24 protein-coding genes and 2 pseudogenes are annotated in these 22,093 nt (G+C 65.7%); 16 read left to right on the forward strand and 10 right to left on the reverse strand.

All coding sequences use genetic code 11. The features are described 5' to 3' along the window. Positions 1-3: 3 nt before the first annotated feature. Together ACFB49_RS17340 and ACFB49_RS17345 are read right to left on the reverse strand one after the other, a co-directional pair. Positions 4-363 (reverse strand): flagellar hook-basal body complex protein FliE, encoded by a 360-nt coding sequence (locus tag ACFB49_RS17340; RefSeq protein WP_380872537.1) that lies wholly within the window; start codon positions 361-363, stop codon positions 4-6. Between the two features lie 11 nt (positions 364-374). Continuing rightward, positions 375-1,649: a sigma-54 interaction domain-containing protein gene (locus ACFB49_RS17345; RefSeq protein WP_380872538.1), complete on the reverse strand. Its 1,275-nt coding sequence runs from the start codon at positions 1,647-1,649 to the stop codon at positions 375-377. 339 nt (positions 1,650-1,988) lie between these two features. On the opposite strand from ACFB49_RS17345, the pseudogene ACFB49_RS17350 reads away from it, so the two are divergent. The 3 genes and pseudogenes from ACFB49_RS17350 to ACFB49_RS17360 form a co-directional block, all read left to right on the forward strand. Then, positions 1,989-2,321, forward strand: a pseudogene (locus ACFB49_RS17350) (flagellin FliC); the annotation flags it as partial. 1,350 nt (positions 2,322-3,671) lie between these two features. Beyond that, positions 3,672-3,923: pseudogene (locus ACFB49_RS17355) on the forward strand (flagellin); the annotation flags it as partial. 112 nt (positions 3,924-4,035) lie between these two features. After that, positions 4,036-4,644, forward strand: a complete 609-nt coding sequence (locus ACFB49_RS17360; protein ID WP_380872539.1) for a hypothetical protein — start codon at positions 4,036-4,038, stop codon at positions 4,642-4,644. On the opposite strand, the gene ACFB49_RS17365 is transcribed toward ACFB49_RS17360, so the two are convergent. The 7 genes from ACFB49_RS17365 to ACFB49_RS17395 all read right to left on the reverse strand — a co-directional run bounded on the left by ACFB49_RS17365 (position 4,592) and on the right by ACFB49_RS17395 (position 10,033). Then, positions 4,592-5,320, reverse strand: a complete 729-nt coding sequence (locus tag ACFB49_RS17365) for a sigma-70 family RNA polymerase sigma factor (protein WP_380872540.1) — start codon at positions 5,318-5,320, stop codon at positions 4,592-4,594. The two genes, ACFB49_RS17360 and ACFB49_RS17365, sit on opposite strands and share 53 nt — an antisense overlap. Before the next feature lie 36 nt (positions 5,321-5,356). Then, on the reverse strand, positions 5,357-7,489 hold the full coding sequence (gene flhA, locus ACFB49_RS17370) for a flagellar biosynthesis protein FlhA (RefSeq protein WP_380872541.1): 2,133 nt from the start codon (positions 7,487-7,489) through the stop codon (positions 5,357-5,359). A 139-nt stretch (positions 7,490-7,628) separates the two neighbouring features. Beyond that, positions 7,629-7,874, reverse strand: a complete 246-nt coding sequence (locus ACFB49_RS17375; RefSeq protein ID WP_380872543.1) for a hypothetical protein — start codon at positions 7,872-7,874, stop codon at positions 7,629-7,631. A gap of 68 nt (positions 7,875-7,942) precedes the next feature. Continuing rightward, positions 7,943-8,233 carry a flagellar biosynthesis anti-sigma factor FlgM gene (locus tag ACFB49_RS17380; RefSeq protein WP_380872544.1) on the reverse strand — a complete coding sequence of 97 codons (291 nt, stop codon included), beginning with the start codon at positions 8,231-8,233 and terminating at the stop codon, positions 7,943-7,945. Positions 8,234-8,301: 68 nt separating this feature from the next. After that, positions 8,302-8,835 (reverse strand): flagella basal body P-ring formation protein FlgA, encoded by a 534-nt coding sequence (locus ACFB49_RS17385; protein WP_380872545.1) that lies wholly within the window; start codon positions 8,833-8,835, stop codon positions 8,302-8,304. A 47-nt stretch (positions 8,836-8,882) separates the two neighbouring features. After that, complete coding sequence (locus tag ACFB49_RS17390) at positions 8,883-9,365, reverse strand: OmpA family protein (RefSeq protein ID WP_380872546.1); 483 nt, start codon at positions 9,363-9,365, stop codon at positions 8,883-8,885. Continuing rightward, the gene (locus ACFB49_RS17395) at positions 9,362-10,033 is read right to left on the reverse strand and encodes a MotA/TolQ/ExbB proton channel family protein (protein WP_380872547.1); all 672 of its coding nucleotides are present in this window, start codon (positions 10,031-10,033) and stop codon (positions 9,362-9,364) included. The genes ACFB49_RS17390 and ACFB49_RS17395 overlap by 4 nt, the downstream gene beginning before the upstream one ends. 240 nt (positions 10,034-10,273) lie before the next feature. Between ACFB49_RS17395 and flgB the strand changes: the two genes are divergently transcribed. The 13 genes from flgB to ACFB49_RS17460 all read left to right on the forward strand — a co-directional run bounded on the left by flgB (position 10,274) and on the right by ACFB49_RS17460 (position 20,975). Continuing rightward, a complete protein-coding gene (gene flgB, locus ACFB49_RS17400; RefSeq protein WP_380872548.1) occupies positions 10,274-10,627 on the forward strand; it encodes a flagellar basal body rod protein FlgB in 354 nt (117 codons plus the stop codon). 2 nt (positions 10,628-10,629) lie between these two features. Continuing rightward, positions 10,630-11,034, forward strand: coding sequence for a flagellar basal body rod protein FlgC (flgC, locus tag ACFB49_RS17405; protein ID WP_380872549.1), 405 nt, complete (start codon positions 10,630-10,632; stop codon positions 11,032-11,034). After that, a complete protein-coding gene (locus ACFB49_RS17410) occupies positions 11,031-11,693 on the forward strand; it encodes a flagellar hook assembly protein FlgD (RefSeq protein WP_380872550.1) in 663 nt (220 codons plus the stop codon). The genes flgC and ACFB49_RS17410 overlap by 4 nt, the downstream gene beginning before the upstream one ends. 44 nt (positions 11,694-11,737) lie before the next feature. After that, positions 11,738-13,045, forward strand: a complete 1,308-nt coding sequence (locus ACFB49_RS17415) for a flagellar hook protein FlgE (protein ID WP_380872552.1) — start codon at positions 11,738-11,740, stop codon at positions 13,043-13,045. Positions 13,046-13,070: 25 nt separating this feature from the next. Continuing rightward, the gene (flgF, locus tag ACFB49_RS17420) at positions 13,071-13,817 is read left to right on the forward strand and encodes a flagellar basal-body rod protein FlgF (protein ID WP_380872554.1); all 747 of its coding nucleotides are present in this window, start codon (positions 13,071-13,073) and stop codon (positions 13,815-13,817) included. Between the two features lie 24 nt (positions 13,818-13,841). Beyond that, positions 13,842-14,630 carry a flagellar basal-body rod protein FlgG gene (flgG, locus tag ACFB49_RS17425; RefSeq protein ID WP_380872556.1) on the forward strand — a complete coding sequence of 263 codons (789 nt, stop codon included), beginning with the start codon at positions 13,842-13,844 and terminating at the stop codon, positions 14,628-14,630. A 4-nt stretch (positions 14,631-14,634) separates the two neighbouring features. Beyond that, on the forward strand, positions 14,635-15,309 hold the full coding sequence (locus tag ACFB49_RS17430) for a flagellar basal body L-ring protein FlgH (RefSeq protein ID WP_380872557.1): 675 nt from the start codon (positions 14,635-14,637) through the stop codon (positions 15,307-15,309). Positions 15,310-15,311: 2 nt separating this feature from the next. Next, complete coding sequence (locus tag ACFB49_RS17435; RefSeq protein ID WP_380872558.1) at positions 15,312-16,421, forward strand: flagellar basal body P-ring protein FlgI; 1,110 nt, start codon at positions 15,312-15,314, stop codon at positions 16,419-16,421. Then, on the forward strand, positions 16,418-16,771 hold the full coding sequence (locus ACFB49_RS17440; protein WP_380872559.1) for a rod-binding protein: 354 nt from the start codon (positions 16,418-16,420) through the stop codon (positions 16,769-16,771). The genes ACFB49_RS17435 and ACFB49_RS17440 overlap by 4 nt, the downstream gene beginning before the upstream one ends. Next, positions 16,768-18,126, forward strand: a complete 1,359-nt coding sequence (flgK, locus tag ACFB49_RS17445; RefSeq protein ID WP_380872560.1) for a flagellar hook-associated protein FlgK — start codon at positions 16,768-16,770, stop codon at positions 18,124-18,126. The genes ACFB49_RS17440 and flgK overlap by 4 nt, the downstream gene beginning before the upstream one ends. Before the next feature lie 11 nt (positions 18,127-18,137). Next, entirely contained in the window at positions 18,138-18,995 is an 858-nt protein-coding gene (locus ACFB49_RS17450) for a flagellin (protein WP_380872561.1), read from the forward strand. Positions 18,996-19,139: 144 nt separating this feature from the next. Continuing rightward, a complete protein-coding gene (motA, locus tag ACFB49_RS17455; protein ID WP_380872562.1) occupies positions 19,140-20,003 on the forward strand; it encodes a flagellar motor stator protein MotA in 864 nt (287 codons plus the stop codon). A 3-nt stretch (positions 20,004-20,006) separates the two neighbouring features. Continuing rightward, the gene (locus ACFB49_RS17460; protein WP_380872563.1) at positions 20,007-20,975 is read left to right on the forward strand and encodes a flagellar motor protein MotB; all 969 of its coding nucleotides are present in this window, start codon (positions 20,007-20,009) and stop codon (positions 20,973-20,975) included. Between the two features lie 137 nt (positions 20,976-21,112). On the opposite strand, the gene ACFB49_RS17465 is transcribed toward ACFB49_RS17460, so the two are convergent. After that, the gene (locus ACFB49_RS17465) at positions 21,113-22,054 is read right to left on the reverse strand and encodes a hypothetical protein (RefSeq protein WP_380872564.1); all 942 of its coding nucleotides are present in this window, start codon (positions 22,052-22,054) and stop codon (positions 21,113-21,115) included. Positions 22,055-22,093: the final 39 nt, after the last annotated feature.

The raw sequence follows: 22,093 nt of genomic DNA on the forward strand, positions 1-22,093 counted from the left end.
GGATTATACCGGCATGCTCATGATGTCCTTGTATGCAGCAAGGAGCTTGTTGCGGACCTGGAGGGTGGCCTGGAAACCCAGGTTGGCTTGTTCGCGCTGCAGCATGACCGCAGCAATATCGGTCGTCTCGCCGCGTTCGAAGGATTCCGAAGCGGCACCGGCTTTCGACTGGAGATCGTTGACCGCCGACAGCGCTTTGCCCATCGCGCTGGTGAAATCCGCGGGTTTCTGCGGATCACCGACGCCGGGCGCGGCGAGCGGAGCGGCATCAGCCGGCTTCTGGGCGGCGCGCTGAAGTGCAGCATTTTGCTGCAGGATCGCGCTGCGCATCTGCAGCAGGCTGGAACTGTCGATACGGCTCATGCCCTATTCCCTCAGGCCGCGACGCGCATGTCGGCGAGGCGGTAGCGGAGCGTGCGCTCGCTGATGCCCAGCCGCTCGGCAGCGCGGACGCGGTGACCGCCGGTCGCAGCCAGCGCGTCCTCGATCGCCTTCGCCTGCAGCGAACGGGCGATGTCGGCGAGGCGGCGGATAGGCCTTTCGGCAATGGCTTCCTGCACGACCAGGCTGTGCAGGCTGGGCGCGCAGACCGGCTCGGTCACGGCCACTTCGATGCTGAGATCGTCGGCTTCGATGCGATCACCCTCGCGCAGCAGCAGCGCGCGCTGGAGGACATTTTCAAGCTCGCGGACATTGCCCGGCCAGCTGTGCGCCATCAGCCGATCCAGCGCCGCGGCGGTCGGCCAGGCGAAGGCGTCGCCGGCCGGCACATGGCGCACCAGCAGCGCGGCGCTGATCGCGCGGATGTCGAGCCGACGCTCGCCCAGCGGCTTCAGGTTGAGCGGCATGACGTTCAACCGCCAGTAAAGATCGGCGCGGAAGCGGCCGGCGGCGACTTCGGCAGCGAGATCGCGGTTGGCGGCGGCGATGATGCGGACGTCGACGGACACGCTCTTGGTGGCGCCGACCGGCAGCACTTCGCGTTCCTGCAGCGCACGCAGCAATTTCGCCTGGAGCGCGAGCGGCAGCTCGGCCACCTCGTCCAGCAGCAGCGTGCCGCCATCGGCGGCGCGGAACAGACCCTCGCCCGACGCACCGGCGCCGGTGAAGCTGCCCTTCTGGTGCCCGAACAGCATCGCTTCGAGCATGGTTTCAGGGAGCGCAGCGCAGTTCACCGCAACGAACGGTTTGGTCGCGCGCGGGCTGACCGCATGGATATAACGGGCGACGCCTTCCTTGCCGGTGCCGGTTTCGCCGAGCACCAGCACGGTCGCGTCCGAACGGGCGACCTTGGTGGCAAGTGCCAGGAATTTCGCGCTTTCCGGCTCGCCGCACGCAGGTCGCGAGGCCGGGCGGACCAGTTCGGCGATCAACGCATGGCCGAACGCCATGTCCTCGAAGCCGAAGCGCAGCCGTGCCGGCATGCCGTTGGCGGCGGGGTGATATTCGGGCGATCCGGGGGTGAATTCGACCATCAGGTCGCGATGCGTGGCGACGGCGATTTCGCCGGCGTCGAGGATGCGGATCTCGTCGCGCTCGCGGGGCTCGCCACCGGCGACGATCGCCGCGTCGAAACCGACCCCCTGGAGCCAGCTCGCCAGCGTGGGATTGGCTTCCGCCGCTCTTTCGCTGAGACCGATCATCCGCATTCGCGAACCCCCTGTGTCGGCCATCGACCTGATGGCGCTTCCCTCACAGGAGAAAAAATAAGCTCAGATGGTTACCAACGACTTAATTTCGTTAATTAGCTTTGTTTCCGCGCTCGCGCCGCTACGCAGGCCCGCATGTGAGGCGCGAACACGCGCGTAGGACACTGTTCGTCCATCCGGTCGCAGCGCCTGAAAAAATTGCTGCCCCCCTCCCCTAAAACTCCTCCCGGGCCCGCCGTTATCCGGATCGTGGCTGCCATGGACCAGTGGTCGGACAGCCTAGCTTATCGAAGCGGGAAAGGAACGACCGTGACTGTCATCAACACCAATGTTGGCGCAATGCGCGCCCAGAACGGTTCGCGGGTAGCGAACCAGACTCTTCAGACCGCGATGGAGCGCCTGTCGACCGGCAAGCGCATCAACAGCGCGAAGGACGACGCCGCCGGCCTCGCCATCGCCAGCCGCATGACCTCCGAGGTCAAGGGCCTCGCCGTCGCCATCCGCAACGCCAATGACGGCATCTCGATGGCGCAGACGGCTGAAGGCGCGCTGGGCGAAGTCACCAACATGCTGCAGCGCATGCGCGAACTGGCCGTCCAGTCCTCCAACGGCACCAACTCCGCCAGCGACCGCGAGACCCTCCAGGCCGAGCTTACGCAGCTCGTCTCCGAAGTGAACGGCGTTGCCGCCACCACCTCGTTCAACGGCATCAAGCTGCTCGACGGTTCTTCCAAGAACGTCCAGCTGCAGACCGGCACGAAGGCGGGCGACACGGTCAGCTTCTCGATCGGTGGCACGTCTGCCAAGGATCTCGGCCTCAACGGCTACAAGGTCGATGGCCAGCTCACCACCGGCCGCGTCGGCACCGTTTCGGGCCTCGCCACCGATGACGTGCTGATCAACGGCAAGGCGGCTTTCGCCACCGCACCGACTGCCAACACCGCGACGGCGCTCGCCACCGCGATCAACACCAACACGTCGAACACCAACGTCAAGGCGACTGCCTACAACACGCTGAAGGGCGCACAGCCCAACGCGACGACGTTCGTGGCCGGCGCGCTCACCGTCAACGGCCAGAGCATCGGTGCCTCGGGCAGCGTTGAAGAGCTGGTCAAGAACATCAACCGCGATGCCTCGGGCGTCACGGCCGCGCTGAACGACGACGGCACGATCTCGCTGTCGAACGACACGGGTGCGGATATCGTCATCGCCGGTACGGCGCCGACGAGCGCGGGCTTCACCGCCAACACCTATCGTGGCTATGTGGCGCTGAGCAGCGTCGACGGTTCGGACATCAAGGTCCAGGCCAAGAACGACGCCAACGGCTTCGTCGGCGGCGCCGGCACGCTCGCCGACGTCAAGGCTCTCGGCCTGAACGAAACGTCGGACGGCGCCAAATTCTCGAGCTCGGCGGTCGACACCACGGCGGCGCTTGCCACCACCGACGACGTCAAGATCAACGGCGTCGCCGTCGGCAAGTCCACCGATGGTTCGGCCCTGTCGAAGGCTGCCGCCATCAACGCGGTGTCCTCGCAGACCGGTGTCCAGGCCACTGCCAAGACCGTCGTCAAGGTTGCGGTCGATCTGACTGCCGCCAGCGCCGGTGTCGTGATCAACGGCGCGACCGTCGATCTTTCGGCCGCCGTCAACCTCGCGGATGTCGTCACCTCGATCAACGGCGCGGGCATCAACGGCGTCCGTGCGACCTCGGACGACAATGGTGCGCTGATCCTGACTTCGGATCAGGGTGCGAACATCACCGTCGAAGACGCCAACAGCATGATCACGGGCGTCACCTCCTTCGAAGGTGAAGCCGGCACCGGCACGCTCGGCGGCGGTGGCATCACCATCGGTGGCCGTATCACGCTCGCTTCGGCCGATGGCGCCGCCATCCGCGTCGAAGGCAGCTCGGCTTCGGTGGCCAAGGTCGGCCTGGCTACCCAGGGTGGCGATGACGCGCTGCTCGCCGGCAGCCTGTCGATCACGACCAAGGAAGGCGCGCAGAACGCCCTCAAGGCGATCGACAAGGCGATCGACAAGGTTTCCGCGACCCGCGGTGACCTCGGTGCGATCCAGAACCGCCTCGAGACCCGCGTGAACGTGCTGACCTCGTCGCAGACCAACATCACCGAAGCCCGGTCGCGCATCGAGGACACCGACTTCTCGAAGGAAACGACTTCGCTCGCCAAGGCTCAGATCCTGAGCCAGGCCGCGACCGCGATGCTCGCCCAGGCGAACCAGAGCGCCCAGGGTGTGCTGAGCTTGCTCCGCTAAGGAACTGGTCCTCCTTAATGGGCAAAAACGGGGCTCCCGGCGCAACCCCCACGCGCCGGGAGCCTCAACTTTTTTGGAAGCCGGTGGGGGCTTGGCTGGGAAGGGATCGGGCATGAACAAGGAACCGGAAGCCGAAGCGTTCGACGACGCCGTGGACTTCACCGATCCCGCCGAGGATGCCGTCCAGGCCGAAATGCCGGCCGCCGAGGGTGAAGAGAAGGCCGAAGCCGGCGACCAACCCGCCGCCACCCCGCGCCGCAAGCGCAATCCCCTGGCCGGCCTCAAGAACAATCTGCCGATGGTGATCGCCACGCTCGGCATCTTCACCAGCCTGATCGCCACGATCGGTCTGCTGGTCGCCAGCCGCAATGTCGCCGAAGCCAATCAGCGCATCGCGGCTCTTGAGAAGGTGGTGGAGCGCGCAGCGGCTGCGCCCAAGGTCCTTCCGGCGCAATCCCATGGCGTGCCGGCGGCTGTTTCGCCCACCGGCGGCGCTGCGACGGCACAGGATGTCCGCGCCGCTTTCGATGATTTCCGCAAGGATCTGGCGCGCTATCAGAATATGGGCGGCAACGCCTTGTGGGTGGACGCGATCCGTGACGGCCAGGGCGAACTCGCCAACCGGTTGAACGCTATTGCCGAGAAGGTCGACCGGATCGACCGCCGCATCAACGGTAGTCGGCCAGCTTCCCCCGCAGGCGATCGAGCGCGGCCTTCTTGATCTGGCAGACGCGCGCCGCGCCGACGCCAAGCGTCATGCCGATTTCGTCGAGGTTCATTTCCTCGACGAAATAAAGCTGCAGGACGAGCGCCTCGCGCTCGGGCAGGTCGGCGATATGGCCGGCCAGCAGATCGCGGAGCTCATCGCGCTCCAGGGTCTGGTCCACCCGCTCCTCGACATCGGCGAACCACATCGACTGGTCTGAATAAACCTCGTCGAGCGATTCCTGGCGGATCGATTCGGTGCTGTCGACGGCCTCGCGATACTCGTCGGCGGTCATGCCCATGGCATCCGCCATCGCGGCGTCGGTCGCCGGGCGGCCCAGTGTCTGCTCCACCTTTGCGCGCATCGCGCTGATCTCACGGCGTCGGCCCATCGCCGATCGGCAGATCGTGGCGTGGCGGCGCAGATGATCGATCATCGCACCGCGGATGCGCATCGTCGCATAGGTCGAGAAAGCGAAGCCGCGATCCTCGAAATTGTTCGCCGCCTCGACCAGCGCGACCATGCCGATCTGGATCAGATCCTCGACATCGATCGCGTTCGAGACGCGGCCATGGACGTGCCAGGCGATACGGCGGACGAGCGGCATATGCTCGCGCGCGAGTTCGCCCGGAGCGGTCTTTGCAGGCCGCCGCTGATAGGTCTGGCTGGCGGCGGCGTTACCGAAGGCCATATTCTGCCCCCTTCACGAAAGTCGCTATAAACATCATCACCGCACCAGTTCGCGTTCTTGGTGGGGTGACGCATTCGCACCACCGACCACCGCCACCACTTCGACCGGCTTGCCGTCTGGTATCTCCAGGAAGGAGAGGATCGGCACATCGGCGAGATGCGGCTTCAGCAGGCGCGCGAGCGGTCGGCGCGCGAGCGGCGAGGTCACGATCGCGAACTGGCGCGCTTCGGCCAGCAGCGGCTGGGCCGCTTCGCTGACGGCGCTGACGACGCGATTGGCGAGCCCCGGCTCGAACGGATGGGTCGCATTGGGCCCCGCGCGCACGGCCTGGGCGAGCAGCGCCTCCAGTCCGCCGTCGAGCGTCACCACCGGCAACGGCATGCGGATCGGCACCAATGTCTGGATAATGATCGGGCCGATGCGCATGCGCACCGCCTCCAGCATCGCGGAAGGATCGCTTTCCTCGCGCGCGGATTCGGCCATGGCTTCGGCGATCCGGCGGAAATCCTTGAGCGGGACGCCTTCGGCCAGCAGCCCGCGGCACAGGCCGGTGATCTGGCCCAGCGACAGCGGCTGCGGGGTCAGGCCCTGCACGAGCTGCGGCGCGGCATCCTTCAGCGCGTCGAGCAGCTTCTGCGCTTCGTCCATGCCGAACAGGTCGGTCGCGGCATTGGCGATGATCTGGTTGAGATGCGTCGCGATCACCGTCGCCGGATCGACGACGGTATAGCCAGCCACCACCGCTTCGGTGCGCTTGTCGGGCGAAATCCACACGGCTTCGAGGCCGAAGCTCGGATCGCGGACATTGCGCCCTTCGACCGTGCCTTCCAGCGCCCCACTGTCGAGCGCGAGCAGATCTTCGGGCCAGCATTCGTCCTCGCCCATGATCACGCCGGCGACGGTGATGCGATAGGCGTTGGGTTCCAGCGACAGATTATCGCGCACCCGCACCATCGGCACGACAAAGCCGAGCTCGCGGCTCAACTGGCGACGGATGCCGGTGATCCGCGCCATCAGCGGCGCGCCCTTGCGCTCGTCGACCATGGCGATGAGGCCGTAGCCAAGTTCCAGCCCGAGCACGGCACCGTCCGAAACCTCATCCCAGCCGATTGTCGCCGGCACCGGATCGCTGGTGGCGGCGGCTTCGGCAGCCTCGGCTTCGGCCGCGGCCATCGCCGCGGCTTCCTTGGCCGGCTGCTTGCGGAGCTGCCAGGCGATCCAGCCGGCAATGCCGGCGGCGGGCAGGATGATGAGGTGCGGCATGCCCGGCATCACGCCGAGCAGGAACAGGATGCCGGCAACCGGCACCCAGGCCTTGGCCGAACCGAACTGGCTGGTGATCTGACCCGACAGATCGAAGGGCGAGGAGACGCGGGTGACGATGGCGGCGGCAGCGATCGACAGCAGCAGCGCCGGGATCTGTGCGACCAGCGCGTCGCCGATCGCGAGCATCACATAGGTCTGCGCGGCGTCCGCCATCGTCATGCCGTGGCTCATCACGCCGAGCACAAGGCCGCCGAGAATGTTGATGACGAGGATGAGGATGCCGGCGACGGCATCGCCCTTCACGAACTTCGACGCGCCGTCCATCGATCCGTAGAAGTCGGCTTCGGTCGTCACCTCGACGCGGCGGGCCTTGGCTTCGTCCGGCGTCAGCAGGCCGGCGTTGAGATCGGCGTCGATCGCCATCTGCTTGCCGGGCAAGGCATCGAGGGTGAAGCGCGCCGACACTTCCGACACGCGGCCCGCGCCCTTGGTGATGACGACCAGGTTGATGATCATCAAAATCGCGAAGACGAAGATGCCAACCGCCCAGTCGCCGCCGATCAGGAAGTGACCAAAGGCTTCGATGACATGGCCGGCGGCGTCCGAGCCCTCATGCCCGTCGACCAGCACGACGCGTGTCGATGCGACGTTGAGCGACAGGCGCAGCAATGTCGCGAACAGGAGCACCGTGGGGAAAGAAGAGAAGTCGAGCGGCTTGGCGGCATTGAGCGCGACCATCAGCACGGCCAGGCTGATCATGATATTGGTGATGAAGCCGATGTCCAGCACCAGCGACGGCACCGGCACGATCATCAGCCCGACCAGCATCAGGGTGGCGAAGGGCAGGATAGCGCCCTTGCCCGCATTGGCCCAGATGGTCTTATTCAAAGCGTTGGTCGCCATGCTTCTTCCCACGAATATTCGGGCATAAAGAAGCAAGGGTCGTGCCAACTTTTGCGCGGCGAAAGACAAAAATAATGCCGGCAGAAGCCGGCATTATTTTTGGGCGATCATGGGAAAGGCCGCCCGCGGCGGCAGGCAATCAGATCTTGCCTTGGCGCCCATAAGCAATGGCGGGGGTCACATTGGCACCCAGTCCAGCTAGCCCTTCCAGCCGGCGGCGCGCGGCATCGCCATAATAAGCGCAGCGCAGCCGCGCCGCTTCGGTCTGCGCCATCGCCTCGGCAACGCGCGCCTTGAGGTCCGGGGTGGCATGCCAGCCGCCGGCGTTCCGCACGGCGATGGTAGCGTCGTTGAAGGCAGCGGACATCGCTTCGATGGCGTCCACATCATGTGAATCGAGCGCGCGAACCAACGCGCGCCCGGATTCCGTTAAGCGATCGACAAGGGCGATGCTCATCCGCGCGGCGGCAGATCGAGCGCGATCATCTTGGCGGCGATCGCCTTCACCTCCAGCGCATAGGCACCGTTGGCGATGGCGGCGCGCACTTCCTGCACGCGCGCGAAATCGATCGGCGCCCCACCAGCGGCGAGATCCTTGGCCGGATTCGCCGGCGCAGGCGCCTCCTCGGCCCCGGTGACACCCGGAACCGCAGCGACCTGTTCGCCCGCCGTGCCGCGCTGAATCCCCCCAGCGCGACTGGAATCAACCCTTCCCGTGGTCTTCGGTCCGATGCTGTTGATCATCTTTCCATCCTTCGGGTGCTCATAACCTTCATCTACTATCTGCTTTTAACGGCAGGTTTCAGATTTCTTTAAATACCCGGTACGCGAACCACGCCAGAATCGACAACTTCGACGGTAATCGGCCGGCTTTTCGGGTCCGAACGCACGCGAATCCGGTCGCCCGGGGCGCCATCCTGCTCCGCGATTACCTGGTTCGAAATCGAAAAACCCGCCTGGGTCGCGCGGATCTCGACGGGATCGCCGCGGCGGATCACCGGCTCGGCGCGCACCGTGCGGACGGGCGCCGCGATATGCGCTGCCGCCTGCTGGACGGCGCCGCCGGCAGCCACGGGCACGCGGATGCGCCAGCCGATTTCGGCACAGCGCAGCACCGCGGCGCCGGCAACCGGCGGCTCGATGGCCACCGCGCCGGGACAGGCCGAAAGCTTCATCCGCCGGTCGATCGGCGCGATCGGGCCGCCGGGCTCGCCAATATCGGCGCCGAGCGCAATCACCAGCCGGCGTTCGAGCGCATCGAGGTTCTGCAACTGCCCCACCTGTGCAAGTGCGGGACAGGTCGAGGCCGCAAAAAGCCCGGAAATGAGAATGTAACTGGGTCGCATCGATCAAATCCTGTTATTCGACAGGATAAAAGCAAGAAGCGCGCCAATTATCGCGCAGCCACCAATCTAACCGTGATTTCCTGGCCTTTTCCGGCATTCGCACCGCTGACCGAGGGGATCGAAATATCGATGCGAGCCTCGTCCACCCCGCCTTCGCGGATGGCGCGGCCGATCGCGGCGGTGCGTGCCGCCGCCAGTTCCCACCGGTCGAAACGATGCGCGCCGGCATCGCTCCCTTCGCTGATCACGATCACGGCGGCATTTTCCGCCCGCGCACGGGCGCCGATCTTGCGCAGCGTCGCGGCCGCCGCCGGCGTCAACACGGCCTCGCCCGACTGGAACAGGCCGGCCGCGCGGAACGCATTGTCGCGCCGCTGTTCGCCTTCATTCTCGCCAAAGGCGGCGCGCAGACCCGCAGCCAGCCGCTCCGGCCGCCCGCCCTGCGCCTGGATCAGGATGAAGAAACCGAGCAGCAGCAGGCACAGATCGGCAAAGCTGACGGCCCAGCGCGGCGTGCGGGCCGTCCTCATATCGCCACCCGCAGGATCGGCCGCACCTCGGTGAACTCGGCGCGCGCCAGCATTTCGAAGCGGTCGAGCACGCGGCGCTGCCAGGCGAGCTCGACTTCGGACAGGCGCTCCAGCCGCGCCGCGATCGGCCCGGCAATGACGCTGGAAAGCGCGATGCCGTAAAGCGTGGTGAGCAAGGCGATCGCCATCGGCGGGCCGATCCGCGCGGGATCGTCCATCTGCGCGAACATGCCGACCAGGCCGGTGATCGTGCCGATCATGCCCATGGCCGGCGCGGCATCGGCCACCGCGTTCCAGAAACCGATCGCGCCGGCATGACGGCGACGGCGCTCCTCGATCTCGGTGCGCGCCCACAAAGCGAAGCTTTCGGGCGAACTGGCGTTGGAAAGCTGGAAGGCCGCGCGCCGCAGGAAGCGGCCCGCGGTCTGCACCCGATCGGCGCAGGCGATTCCCTTGACCTGGGCCACCGCCTCGATCGCATTGGCGGCGCGCGTCGCCGCGGCGGCATCGGCGTCGGGATCGTTGCGGACCATCGGCCCCAATGCGGCAAAGGCGCGGGCGACATCGCCCGCGGCCGACCGCGCTACCGCGATGGCCAGCGCGCCGCCAAAAACGATCAGGATCGATATCGGATCGAAGAAGCGGCCAATCTGGTCGAGCAAAGCCATTGATCCGGTCCCGCCCGCCCGATCCGGCCCGCGCGAACGCATTGCCGGTCGAGCGGCAAAAAATTGCCGCCCCCGGCAAAAGCTTGCCGGTCGCCCCCACGCTTGCAGCAAAGACCCGCAGATTTCCGGGCTTTTCCCGGACTGGCACGCCCCTTGCTGATACCGGCACGCCCGGAAAGGCGCTGTCCGACACCTGAAGGAACGGCCGCTTCTCCGATACTTTTAGAGGAAAAGTTCGTCATGGTGACGTCCGATACGATTTTTGGGGTGCATGGAGACGCGCTGGCCTTGCGTAGCCAGCGGCTCGCCATGCTCGCCTCCAACATCGCGAACGCCTCCACGCCCGGCTACAAGGCGCGCGACCTGGATTTCACCAAGGCGCTGGACATGGCCCAGGCTGGCACCGCCACCGATGCCGCCGCCGGCACCGCCACGGGCTATCGCGTGCCGCTGCAGCCCACGCAGGACGGCAACACCGTCGAGCTTTCCACCGAACAGACGATCTTCGCCGAGAACGCCGTGCAGTATCGCACCACGCTCTCCTTCCTCAACGGCCGCATCAATACGTTGATGACGGCGCTTAAGGGCGAATGACCATGGCGAACCCGCTCTCCGTTTTCGACATCGCCGGCCGCGCGATGTCCGCGCAGATGGTGCGCCTCAACACGACCGCGTCGAACCTTGCGAACGCCGGCTCGGTGTCGGGCACCAAGGAAAGCGCGTTCAAGGCGCTGAAGCCGGTGTTCATGCCGGTCACCGATCGCGCCGGCGTCGCCACCGTCAAGGTGAGCTCGATCCTCACCTCCCAGAACGAGGCGGTGAAGAAGCATTCGCCGGATCATCCGCTCGCGGATGCCAATGGCGATGTGTGGGAAGCCAATGTCGATAGCGCGGCCGAGATGGTCGAGATGCTGGAGACGGCGCGCGCCTATCAGAACAATGTCCAGGTCTTGCAGACCGCCAAGACCCTCACTCTCGATACATTGAGGCTCGGCAAATGACGTCTATCACCGGACAAGGCTATCTCGAGACGCTGGGTAGCACCACAAAGGCGGCGCCGAACGGCACGCTCGACCAGAACTCGTTCCTGACGCTGATGACCACGCAGTTGAAGACGCAGGATCCCTTCGATCCCGTCGACAACACGCAGATGGTCGCGCAGATGGCGCAATTCTCGCAGGTCTCGGGCATTGCCGAGATCAATTCGAGCCTGAAGTCGATGGCGACCGACCTCGCCTCGGCGCGGATCGGCAATGTCGCCACCTGGATCGGCAAGGCCGCGTTGGTGGGTTCGTCCACCGCGACGCCGCTCGCCGACGGCAGCTACGCCTTCGAGGCCGAACTTCCCGAGGACGCGACCAACGTCCAGATCGATCTGGTCGATGCGTCGGGTGCCGTCGTCCACTCGGCCAATCTCGGTGACGAGGCCAAGGGCACGGTCGGCTACACCTGGGACGCCCAGGATGCCGACGGCAAGCCGCTCGCCACGGGTCCGCTCAAGGTGATGATCAGTGCCTATGGCGCGAGCGGCGCGATGCAGCCGACCATTTCCAGCTGGACGATGATCAACGGCGTCCAGTCGCCCGCCGCCGGCGGCGCCGCCCAACTCATCACTCCACTCGGCATCGTCAAGCCCGAAGAGGCGATGCGCATCGCCTGACCCGCCGCTGACCCTTTTCAAGAAATTCGACACGGAGACCCGCAATGTCCTTCTACACCTCGCTTTCCGGCCTCAAGGCAGCGCAGACCGATCTTTCGGTCGTCTCGAACAACGTCGCCAACGTCGGCAGCACGGGCTTCAAGAAGAGCAAGACCGAATTCGGCGACATCATCTCGGCCGCGCCGCTCCAGTCCTCGTCGATCGCCGGCCAGGGCACGCGCCTGCGCGCTATCACCCAGCAGTTCACGCAGGGCGGCTTTGAAACCTCGGATCGCGCGCTCGATCTTGCGCTGTCGGGTCAGGGCTTCTTCGTCACGCGTTCGGGCATCACCGGCGGCCAGGTCGCCTTCACCCGCAACGGCACCTTCTCGGTCGACAAGGAACGGTTCGTGACTGACTCGTCGGGCGCCTTCCTGCAGGTGCTCCCGGTCGACAGCCGCGGCTCGGTCACCGCGACCAGCCTCGACGCCACCCGCAATCTCCAGCTGCCGCTGACCTCGGGCCAGCCCAAGGCGACCAGCCTGCTCAAGATGGCAGTGACGCTGCCGGTAAGCGCGGACGTGCCCTCTTCGCGTCCGATGTATACCGTTGACACGCCCTATGAGTTCAGCCGCTTCGACGCCAACAGCTACAACCAGTCGACCGCGACCACCGTTTACGACGCGGTCGGCAACGCGCTGCCGGCGACGCTCTATTTTACCCGCACCAAGTTGCCGACCTCGGCCGATCCCACCAGCCAGTGGGAAGCGCGCCTGTTCATCGGCGATCAGGAAATCAGCTCCGATCCGGCGAACCCCACCCCGCCGACGCCGCTCACGCTGACCTTCAATGATGCCGGCCAGATCCAGACGCCGCTCAATCCGGTGCTCTATGCCGATGCGCAGCCGGTCGGCGCCATCGCGCCCCTGTCGATGAGCATCGATTTCGGCCTCTCCACCAAGCAGGCTTCGGCGCCCTTCACCATCTCGTCGGTCAGTCAGGACGGCTTTGCCGCCGGCCAGCTCGATGGCGTGACCGTGGCGCCCGACGGTCTGGTTACCGCCAGCTTCTCGAACGGCGAAACGCAGCCGCTCGGCAAGCTGATCCTCGCCAACTTCGCCAACCCGTCGGGCCTGCGCCAGATCGGCGACGCGAAGTGGACGGTAACGGGCGATTCGGGCGATCCGATCGTTGGCACCGCATCGGCGGACGGCTTCGGCACGATCCAGTCGGGCGCGCTCGAACGCTCGAACGTCGACATCACCGAGGAACTCGTCGCGCTCATCTCCGCGCAGCGCAACTTCCAGGCGAACGCCAAGGCCATCGAGACCGCGAACACGATGACCCAGGCGATCATCAACCTGCGCAACTAAGACCGGGGACTAGGGGCATAGCGCCATGGACCGTCTGATCTACAGTTCGCTTTCGGCGATGCGTGGCGCGATGGCGCGCCAGGCGACGACGGCGAACAACCTCGCCAACGCCAACACCACGGGCTTCCGCGCTGAAATGGCGTCGGTCCGCCCGTTGTGGCTCAAGGGCGAGGGTTTCGAGAGCCGCGCTCCCTCTTCAGAGGAAGTGACGGCGGCGGACATGCGCGCTGGCGCCATCACCCAGACGGGGCGCAGCCTCGATGTCGCGCTCGACGGCGATGCCCTGCTCGGCGTCCAATCCGAAGAGGGCGAGGAAGCCTATACTCGCCGCGGCGATCTGACGATCGCGGCGAGTGGCCTCCTCACCACTGGCGATGGTGCGCCCGTGCTCGGCGATACCGGCCCGATCACGATGCCGCCGGCCGACGAGGTCAAGATCGATGACCAGGGCGTCATCTGGTATCGGCCGCAGGGCGCGGACCCGATCCAACCGATGCAGCAACTCGATCGGCTGAAGCTGGTCAGCCCCGTCGGCTCGCAGATCGTAAAGGGCCTCGACGGCCTGTTTCGCGTCCGTGACGGCGGTTCATTGCCCTCCGATCCGCAGGCGCGGCTCAAGGCCGGCAGCCTCGAAGGTTCCAACGTCAACGCCACCCAAGCGCTGGTCGACATGATCGACGCCAGCCGCTCCTGGGAAATGAACATCAAGCTCGTCACCACCGCCAAGGACATGGACAGTTCGGCGGCGGATCTGATGCGCCTGCCCGATTGAGCCCTGGACCAAGGATAGGATCCGATGACCAACGCCGCTCTCCACGTCGCCCGCACCGGGCTGGACGCCCAGAATCTCCGGATGCGCGTGATCGCGAACAACCTCGCGAACGTGAACACCACCGGCTTCAAGCGCGACCGCGCCAGCTTCGAGACGCTCGCTTATCAGTCGATGACCGCGCCCGGCGCGCCGTCTTCGGCCGACAATAAATATGCGACCGGCACCTCGCTCGGTTCGGGCGTGCAGGTGAAGGGCACCGCCAAGATCGACACGCAAGGCACGCTCAACACCACCGGCGGCGCGCTTGATCTGGCGATCGAAGGCGCCGGCTTCTTTCAGGTGCAGACGCCCGACGGCCGCACGGCCTACACCCGCGCCGGCGATTTCAAGCTTTCCGCCGACGGCACGATCGTCACCGATGATGGCATGCCGCTGGTGCCGCAGATCCAGGTTCCGGAAGGCGCCCAGTCGATCACCATCGGCACCGACGGCACCGTTTCCGCGCAGCTCCCCGGCCAGTCCGAACTGCAGGAACTCGGCCGCATCGAAACGGCGCGCTTTACCAATCCCCAGGGTCTCGAATCGCTGGGCAACAATCTGATGGCCGAAACGCCGGCGTCCGGCCAGCCGCAGGTCGGCACCGCCGGTCTCGATGGCCGCGGTGCGATCCGCCAGGGCTCGCTCGAATCGTCGAACGTCAATGTCGTCGAGGAACTGGTCGACATGATCGAGACGCAGCGCGCTTATGAGGTCAATTCGAAGATGATCTCGGCGACCGACGAGATGCTGCAATATGTCAACCAGCAGCTCTAAGCCGATGCGCGCCTCCATTCTCCTCGGCATGATCGCAACGATCGGCCTCGCCGCGGCGCCGGCCTCGGCCGGGCTGTTCGGGTCCAAGCAGCCGAAGCCCGATTATACGCCATCGGTGGCGCCCGCGCCGATGCCGGCGCCGGCCAATGGCGCGATCTTTCAGGCCGTGAACGGCTATGCTCCGCTGACCAGCGGCGCCCGTGCCTCGATGGTCGGCGACGTGCTGACGATCCTGCTCGTCGAACGCACCCAGGCCAGCAAGAGCGCGGCCGGCAACACCCAGCGTTCGGGCAATATCAGCATCACTCCGCCGACCACTGGCCCGCTGTCGCTCTTCGAACCCACCGACATCGCTTCAAGCGGCGCTCAGGGCTTCGACGGCAAGGGCCAGTCCACCCAGTCGAACCAGCTTTCGGGTGAGATCAGCGTGACGATCGCCGCGGTCTATCCCAACGGCACCTATCTGGTGCGCGGCGAAAAGCTGCTGACGCTCAACCGCGGTGACGAGATGATCCGCATCTCCGGCATGGTCCGCGCCGCCGACATCAGCACCGACAATCGCGTGCTTTCCACTCGCGTTGCCGATGCCCGCATCAGCTATTCGGGCAAGGGCGATGTCGCACGCGCCAGCCGTCCGGGTTGGCTGAATTCCTTCTTCTCGATCATCAGCCCCTTTTGAGGATGCCTGATCTCATGATCCGTTTCATCTTCGCCGCGCTCGCCGCGCTGGTTCTTTCCGTCGCCCCGGCGCATGCCGAGCGGATCAAGGATCTCGGCACCTTCCAGGGCGTCCGTCCCAACCAGCTTACCGGCTACGGCATCGTCGTCGGCCTGGCGGGCACCGGCGACGACAGCCTGGAATATGCGACGCAGGCGATGAAGGGCGTGGCTTCACGCTTCGGCCTCAATCTTCCGGCGGGCGTGAACCCGCAGCTCAAGAATGCGGCCGCGGTGATGATCACGGCGGAGCTGCCCGCCTTCGCCAAGCCCGGCCAGCGGCTCGACATCACCGTCTCGGCGCTCGGCAAGGCCAAGTCGCTGCGCGGCGGCACGCTGCTGATGGCACCGCTTTCGGGCGCCGATGGCCAGATCTACGCGATGGCACAGGGCAATCTCGCGGTCGGCGGCCTCGGCATCGATGCGGCCGACGGCTCCAAGCTCACCGTCAACATCCCCACCTCGGGCCGGATTCCGGGTGGGGCAACGGTGGAACGCGCAGTCGATGCCGGCTTCGCCAGCAGCCCCTATCTGATCTTCAACCTCGCCGAGGCCGATCTCACCACCGCCGGCCGCGTCGCCAACGCCATCAATATTGCGGTCGGGCCCGGTCGCGCGCGCGCCACCGATGCCGTCACGATCGAAATCAGCGCTTTGGCGGGTGCCGAGGCGCGCACCGCATTGATGGGTCAGATCGAAAATCTGCCCGTCGACCCGGCGGATGCGCCCGCGCGCGTCATCGTCAACGCGCGCACCGGCACCGTCGTCATCAACGGCGCGGTGCGGATCGCGCCGGCGGCCGTCAGCCACGGCAAGCTCGTGGTCCGCGTCGATGAAGATCCTGCGATCATCCAGCCAGCGCCGTTCTCACGCGGCCAGACCGCCCTCGAACCGGCGAGCACCATCGCCGTCGAGGAGGAGCGCAAGCCGATGTTCGATTTCCGCCCCGGCGCCAGCCTGGCCGACATCGTCAAGACGGTGAACGCGATCGGCGCCTCGCCGGCCGACCTCGTCGCCATCCTCGAGGCGCTGAAGCAGGCAGGCGCCATGAAAGCGGAGCTGATCGTGCTATGACGACGCCCATCGCCCTTTCAAACGCCATTAGCCTTGCGCCCAAGCAGGCGGATCAGGCGGGTCTCAAGAAGGCTGCGCAGCAGTTCGAGGCGGTCTTCCTTCGCCAGATGATCTCGTCGATGCGATCGGCAAGCCTCGGCGAGGACATACTCGGATCCTCCGCCAGCGATCAGTTCCGCGACATGAGCGACGCCCGCACGGCCGATTCCATGGCGGAAAAGGGCGCGCTCGGCATCGCCGAAATGCTGATGAAGCAGTTCGTGCCCCAGGTCGGCAAGACCGACGATCCGCTGGCCCCGGCAACACTTTCTAAAGGTTTGACGGCCAGCGTCGTAAAGACTGACAAATGAGCGATCTCCTCAGCATCGGCGCCTCGGGCATCTCGGCCTATAAGACGGCCCTTTCCGCGATCAGCGACAATGTCGCCAATTCGGAAACGCCCGGCTTCGCCCGCCGTGGGACGACCCAACGCGAGCAGGTCGCATCGCTGCCGATGCATGCCACCTATCGTCCGGGCACGGTCTTCTCCGGCACGCAGATCACCTCGATCACGCGCGCTTATGATCAGTTCCGCGATCAGGAGGTTCACGCCGCCAGCGCCGAATCCGGCCGGGCGGAGGTGCGTGCCAAATGGCTGGAGACGGCCGAGAACGCGCTCGACGACAGCGATTATGGTGTCGGCGCGCGGATCACGGCGTTCTATAATGCCGCCGATACGCTGGCTGCCGATCCCGGCAATCAGATGCCGCGCCGCGCCTTCCTGAACGCGCTCGACGAAACCGCCGCCGCGTTCCGCACCACCGCACAGGGGCTCGCCCGCACCGCCGACGGTATCTCCAAGGATGCGCAGGCGAGCGTCGACACCGTCAACGGCACCATCGACGCGCTTGCCAAGCTCAATATAGCCTTGCTGCGTTCCGATCCCGGCACCGCATCGCATGCCAGCCTGCTCGATCAGCGCGACAAGCTGGTCGACGAGGTTTCCCAGCATCTCGATGTGGACGCGAGCTTCGGCCAGAACGGCACAGTCACGTTGAAACTTGCCCGCAACAAATTGTCCTCGCTGGTCGAAGGGCCGATCTCCAATCCGATCGCCGTCGCGCAGGCTGCGAACGGCCAGTTGACCTTGTTCGCCTCGGTCGATGGCGGCACCCAGACGGTGGCATTACCCGGCGGCAAGATCGGCGGGCTGATCGATGTCGCGGCCACCGTCGCCGATCGCCGCGCCAGCCTCGACGCCATCGCCGCGGATTTCGCGACGACGATCAACACCTGGTCGGCGGGCGGCATCGACACCGCCGGCAATCCCGGCCAGCCGCTGATGACGATCGGCGCCGCCGGCGCATCCTCGCTAACCCTCGCCGTCACCGATCCCGATGCGGTTCCTGCCGCCAGCACCGATGGCACCACCGTCACCGCCAACGGCAATCTTCTCGCGCTGCAAGGCTTGCGCGCCGGTGGAGCGGAAGACCGGATGGCGGCGCTGATCGCAGGTCATGCGCAGTTGACCGCATCGGCGCGGACCGAGGCCGATGTCACCGGCACGCGCCGCGACTCCGCGCTTTCCTCGCGCGATGAAATCACCGGCATCGATCTCGATCGCGAAGCGGCCGAACTGATCCGGTTCCAGCAAGCCTATAACGGTTCGGCGCGGATCATTCAGGTCGCGCGCGAGACCATGCAGTCCATCCTCGATCTGTTCTGAGGCGTCCGGCCATGATCAACAGCACCCGCTATCACCTTTCGGCCGAAATCTCCCGCCAGCAGAAGCTGGCCGCGCAGATCGCCCGCGCCCAGTCGGATATTTCGAACGAGACCCGCATTCAGCGCGCGTCGGACGATCCCGCCGCCACGGCCCGCTACGCCGACATCCGTCGCGCTCAGGCGAACGAGGATGTGTGGACGAAGAATATCGATGTCGCCTCGGCCCTCGCCACGCGCGCGGATTCGACCCTTGATGGCGTCACCACCACGATGGATCGCGTTCGCGAACTGATGACCCTGGCCACGACCGGCACCTATAACGACAATGATCGCAAGGCCTTCGCGGTCGAACTACGCGCCATGGCGGCGGAGATTGCTGATCTGTCGCAGACCAAGGATTCGCGTGGGCAATTGCTGTTCCCGGCCGGCCCTTCGCTGGCCGTGCCGATCGGCAATGGCGTGTTCGTATCGCCCTCCGTGTCGAGCGATGGCCTCTTCACCAATATCCAGACGGCCGCCGGCCCCAAGGATCTGGCGCAGCTCATCAACGACGCCGCCGACGCGATCGAGCTGACCGACAAGGCCGAGCGCGAGCTGGCAAGCGCCGCCTCGCTCGATGAAGTCGTCCTCGCGGTCGACAATACCGCCATCGTCCGCGGCGATCAGGGCGTCCGCGCGGCCCGTCTCGACACGGCCCGCGAACGCTTTGCCAGTTCGGCTCTCCTCAATTCCGAGGAGGCCGGCAAGCTGGTCGGCACCGACATCCCTGAAACCGTCGCCAAGCTCCAGGCCAAGCAATTGTCGCTGGACGCTGCGCAGGCGGTGTTCACGCGGATCAACAAGCAGACGCTGTTCGATCTGCTCGGCTGACCGTGAAGACAGCCTGCGCGACTATTTTCTGGCTAACGCGAATTTAAGCATAAAGCCTTCGAAAATCGCGCCGTTAACCCTCATTGAAAGGACCAGGATTCACCGCCGTCTCCTGTGTTCTTCTTCGGCTTCGTGGGGGTATGCATGTTCGCGGCAATCGGTCTGGTCGTCCTCCTGGTGATGGTGTTCGGCGGATTCGCCATGACCGGCGGTGATCTGGAACCGGTCCTCCACGCCATTCCCCACGAAATGCTCATCATCGGCGGCGCCGCGATCGGCGCCGTGATCGCCGGCAATTCGATGAAGGAATTGAAGCAGCTCGGCGGCGGGCTGGGCAAGGTGTTCAAGGGCCCGAAATACAACAAGAAGGATTTCCTGGACGTCATCTTCCTGGTTTCGAAGCTGATGAAGATGCTCCGCACCGACGGCCCCGTCGCGCTGGAACCGCATATCGAGGATGCCAAGTCCTCGACGATCTTCCAGGAATATCCCAAGCTCCTGAAGGACGACACGCTCGTCCACCTCATCACCGATACCCTGCGCCTCGTGGTCGTGTCGTCGGGCACGCTCGATCCGCACGCGGTGGAGGAGGTGATGGATAATGCACTGAAGACGCATCATCATGACGAGATCCGCCCGGCCGACATGCTGCAGAACCTTGCCGACGCGCTCCCCGCGCTCGGCATCGTCGCCGCCGTGCTCGGCGTCGTGAAGACGATGGGCTCGATCGACAAGCCGCCGTCGATCCTCGGCGGCATGATCGGTTCAGCGCTCGTCGGCACCTTCCTCGGCGTGCTTCTCGCCTATGGCATCGTCGGTCCCTTCGCCGGCCGCTGCCGCCAGGTGATCGAAAGCGACGCCGCCATCTATCATGTCGTCAAGCAGATCATCATCGCCTCGCTCCACGGCCATCCGCTGCCGCTGGTGATCGAAGCCGCGCGGTCCAGCATCAGCCATTCGAACCAGCCGGCCTTCGCCGACGTGTTCGATGGCATGCGCGGGCGCTGATCCATGGCGAGCGCAGCCCCCAAGCGCGGCAAGAACGAGCCCGAACCGCGGCCCGTCATCATCGTCAAGAAGATCGTCGATGGCGGCCATGGCGGTCATCATGGCGGTGCATGGAAGGTCGCTTATGCCGATTTCGTGACCGCGATGATGGCCTTCTTCCTGTTGCTCTGGATTCTGGGTGCCACGACCGAGAAGCAGCGCAAGGGCATCGCCGACTATTTCTCGCCCACCTTGGTCGAGATGCGGCAGAAGAGTGCGGGTTCCAACGGCCCGTTCGGCGGCGATTCCATCGTCTCCAAGGACAATTATCCGCACGCCGCGACGCAGACCGGCACGCGCAGCATGACGATCCCGAAGGATGCGACCGGCGGCGCCAAGGAAGGCGCGGCCGCGATCCGTTCGCGTGATCGTGCGCGCTTCCAGGCGCTAAAGAAGCAGCTCGAAGCGCGGATGAAAAGCGATCCGCGGCTCGCCAAGCTGCGCAAGAATATCCGCATGGTCGAAACCCGCGAGGGGCTGCGCATCGATCTGGTCGACGAGGCCGATTTCGCGATGTTCTCGCTCGGCACCAATGCGCTGCTGCCCGATGCCCGCAAGCTGGTGGGTGAAGTGGCGCATGTCATCGAAGGCGTGCCGAATGAGGTGATCGTCCGCGGCCATACCGATGCGCTGCCTTATGCCGCGGGCCGCAGCGTCAACAACTGGACGCTCTCTACCGCGCGGGCGGAAGCGACGCGCCAGGCGCTCGGCGATTCGGGGATCGCGAACGATCGCTTCGCCCGCATCGAAGGCGTCGCCTCGCGCGAGCCCTATATCCCGTCGAACCTCTACGATCCGCGCAACCGCCGCATGTCGGTCACGCTCGCCTGGACGGCGGGCGGCTCGGATCTGCCCGCGCCCGAACCGGAGGAGGACCGCCCATTTTTCGACGGCCCGCAGCCAGAGACCGAGCTGGCGCAAGCGGGGCATTGATTTGGCTGTCACCCTGAACTTGTTTCAGGGTCCATGTGCGCCGCCCGCGCCGGTCGCCAAAATCGAAGTCGGGCATCGATCGCCGTAGTAGGCGCCCACATGGATGCTGAAACAAGTTCAGCATGACAGAAGGCGGTTTAGATCGCCCGCTCGTTGTCGCGATCGGTATCGGTGTCGAAGGGCGATGCCACCAGCAGATAAGCGAGCGTCGCGAACTGCGGATTGGGCCGCAGCACATTGACCGCGCCGGCGCGGTCGGCGAGCGCCATCATCGTGTCGGATGTCGTCTCGCGCGACGGAGCCTGCTTCGCGGTCGAAGCCGGCAGGTCGACCAGCCGCACGTCGGAGGGCGGCGTCGCCGACAGTGGCGTCCCCGTCATCGCGACCGAGGTATCGAGGGCCGCCATCTGCAACGGCGCATCCATCCGTGTGCCGGTGGGTGCAATCTCGCTCGGGCCATTTACCTTCTTCGCCATCAGCGCATAGACCTGCGCCAGGCTGCGCGCCTCGCCCGATCGCGTGTAGAAGATCGACCGGTTGACCGCGGCTTCCCGCGGGAAGACCGATGCGGCCGCCGCGTCGGGGCTCGACTGCGCGGCCTTCAGGAACTTCTTGGCACCGGCAAGGCCCAGGAAATGCGCGAAATAAAGATCGCCCGATGTCGGCTTGCGGCCCAGCGCCGCTTCCAGCCCGGCTTCATTGTCTTTCGCGAATTCGCCCGCCATCAGCGCCGAGGCATCTGCATCGTTGCGCAAGCCGAAGACCGCCTGTCGCGCCGACGGATCGACCTGCCAGCGCCCGCCGCGCCACTGAATCGAATCCGCGGCCCAGCCATAGCCATGCTCGGTCCCGTGCTGCTTCAGCACGCCGAGCCAGCTCTGGTCGATGAACTGGTAAAGCCCGCCCGCCGAAGAGGTGCTTGCCTTGGCGTAGGGGTTGAGGCCGCTCTCGCTCTTGGCCTGGTTGAGCAGATAGGTGAAGTCCGCGCCGGTGCGCTCCGCCGCACGGCCGATCGCCGCCCGCACCGTTTCCTTGTCGGTGCGGATCGATCCGACCCCTCGCATATAAGGCGCGGTCACAGGCGGTCCTTCCCTGTCATGGAAGGACTAATCGGCTCT

The organism is Sphingomonas sp. DBB INV C78, from assembly GCF_042693015.1.
Classification (GTDB): Bacteria; Pseudomonadota; Alphaproteobacteria; order Sphingomonadales; family Sphingomonadaceae; genus Sphingomonas_E.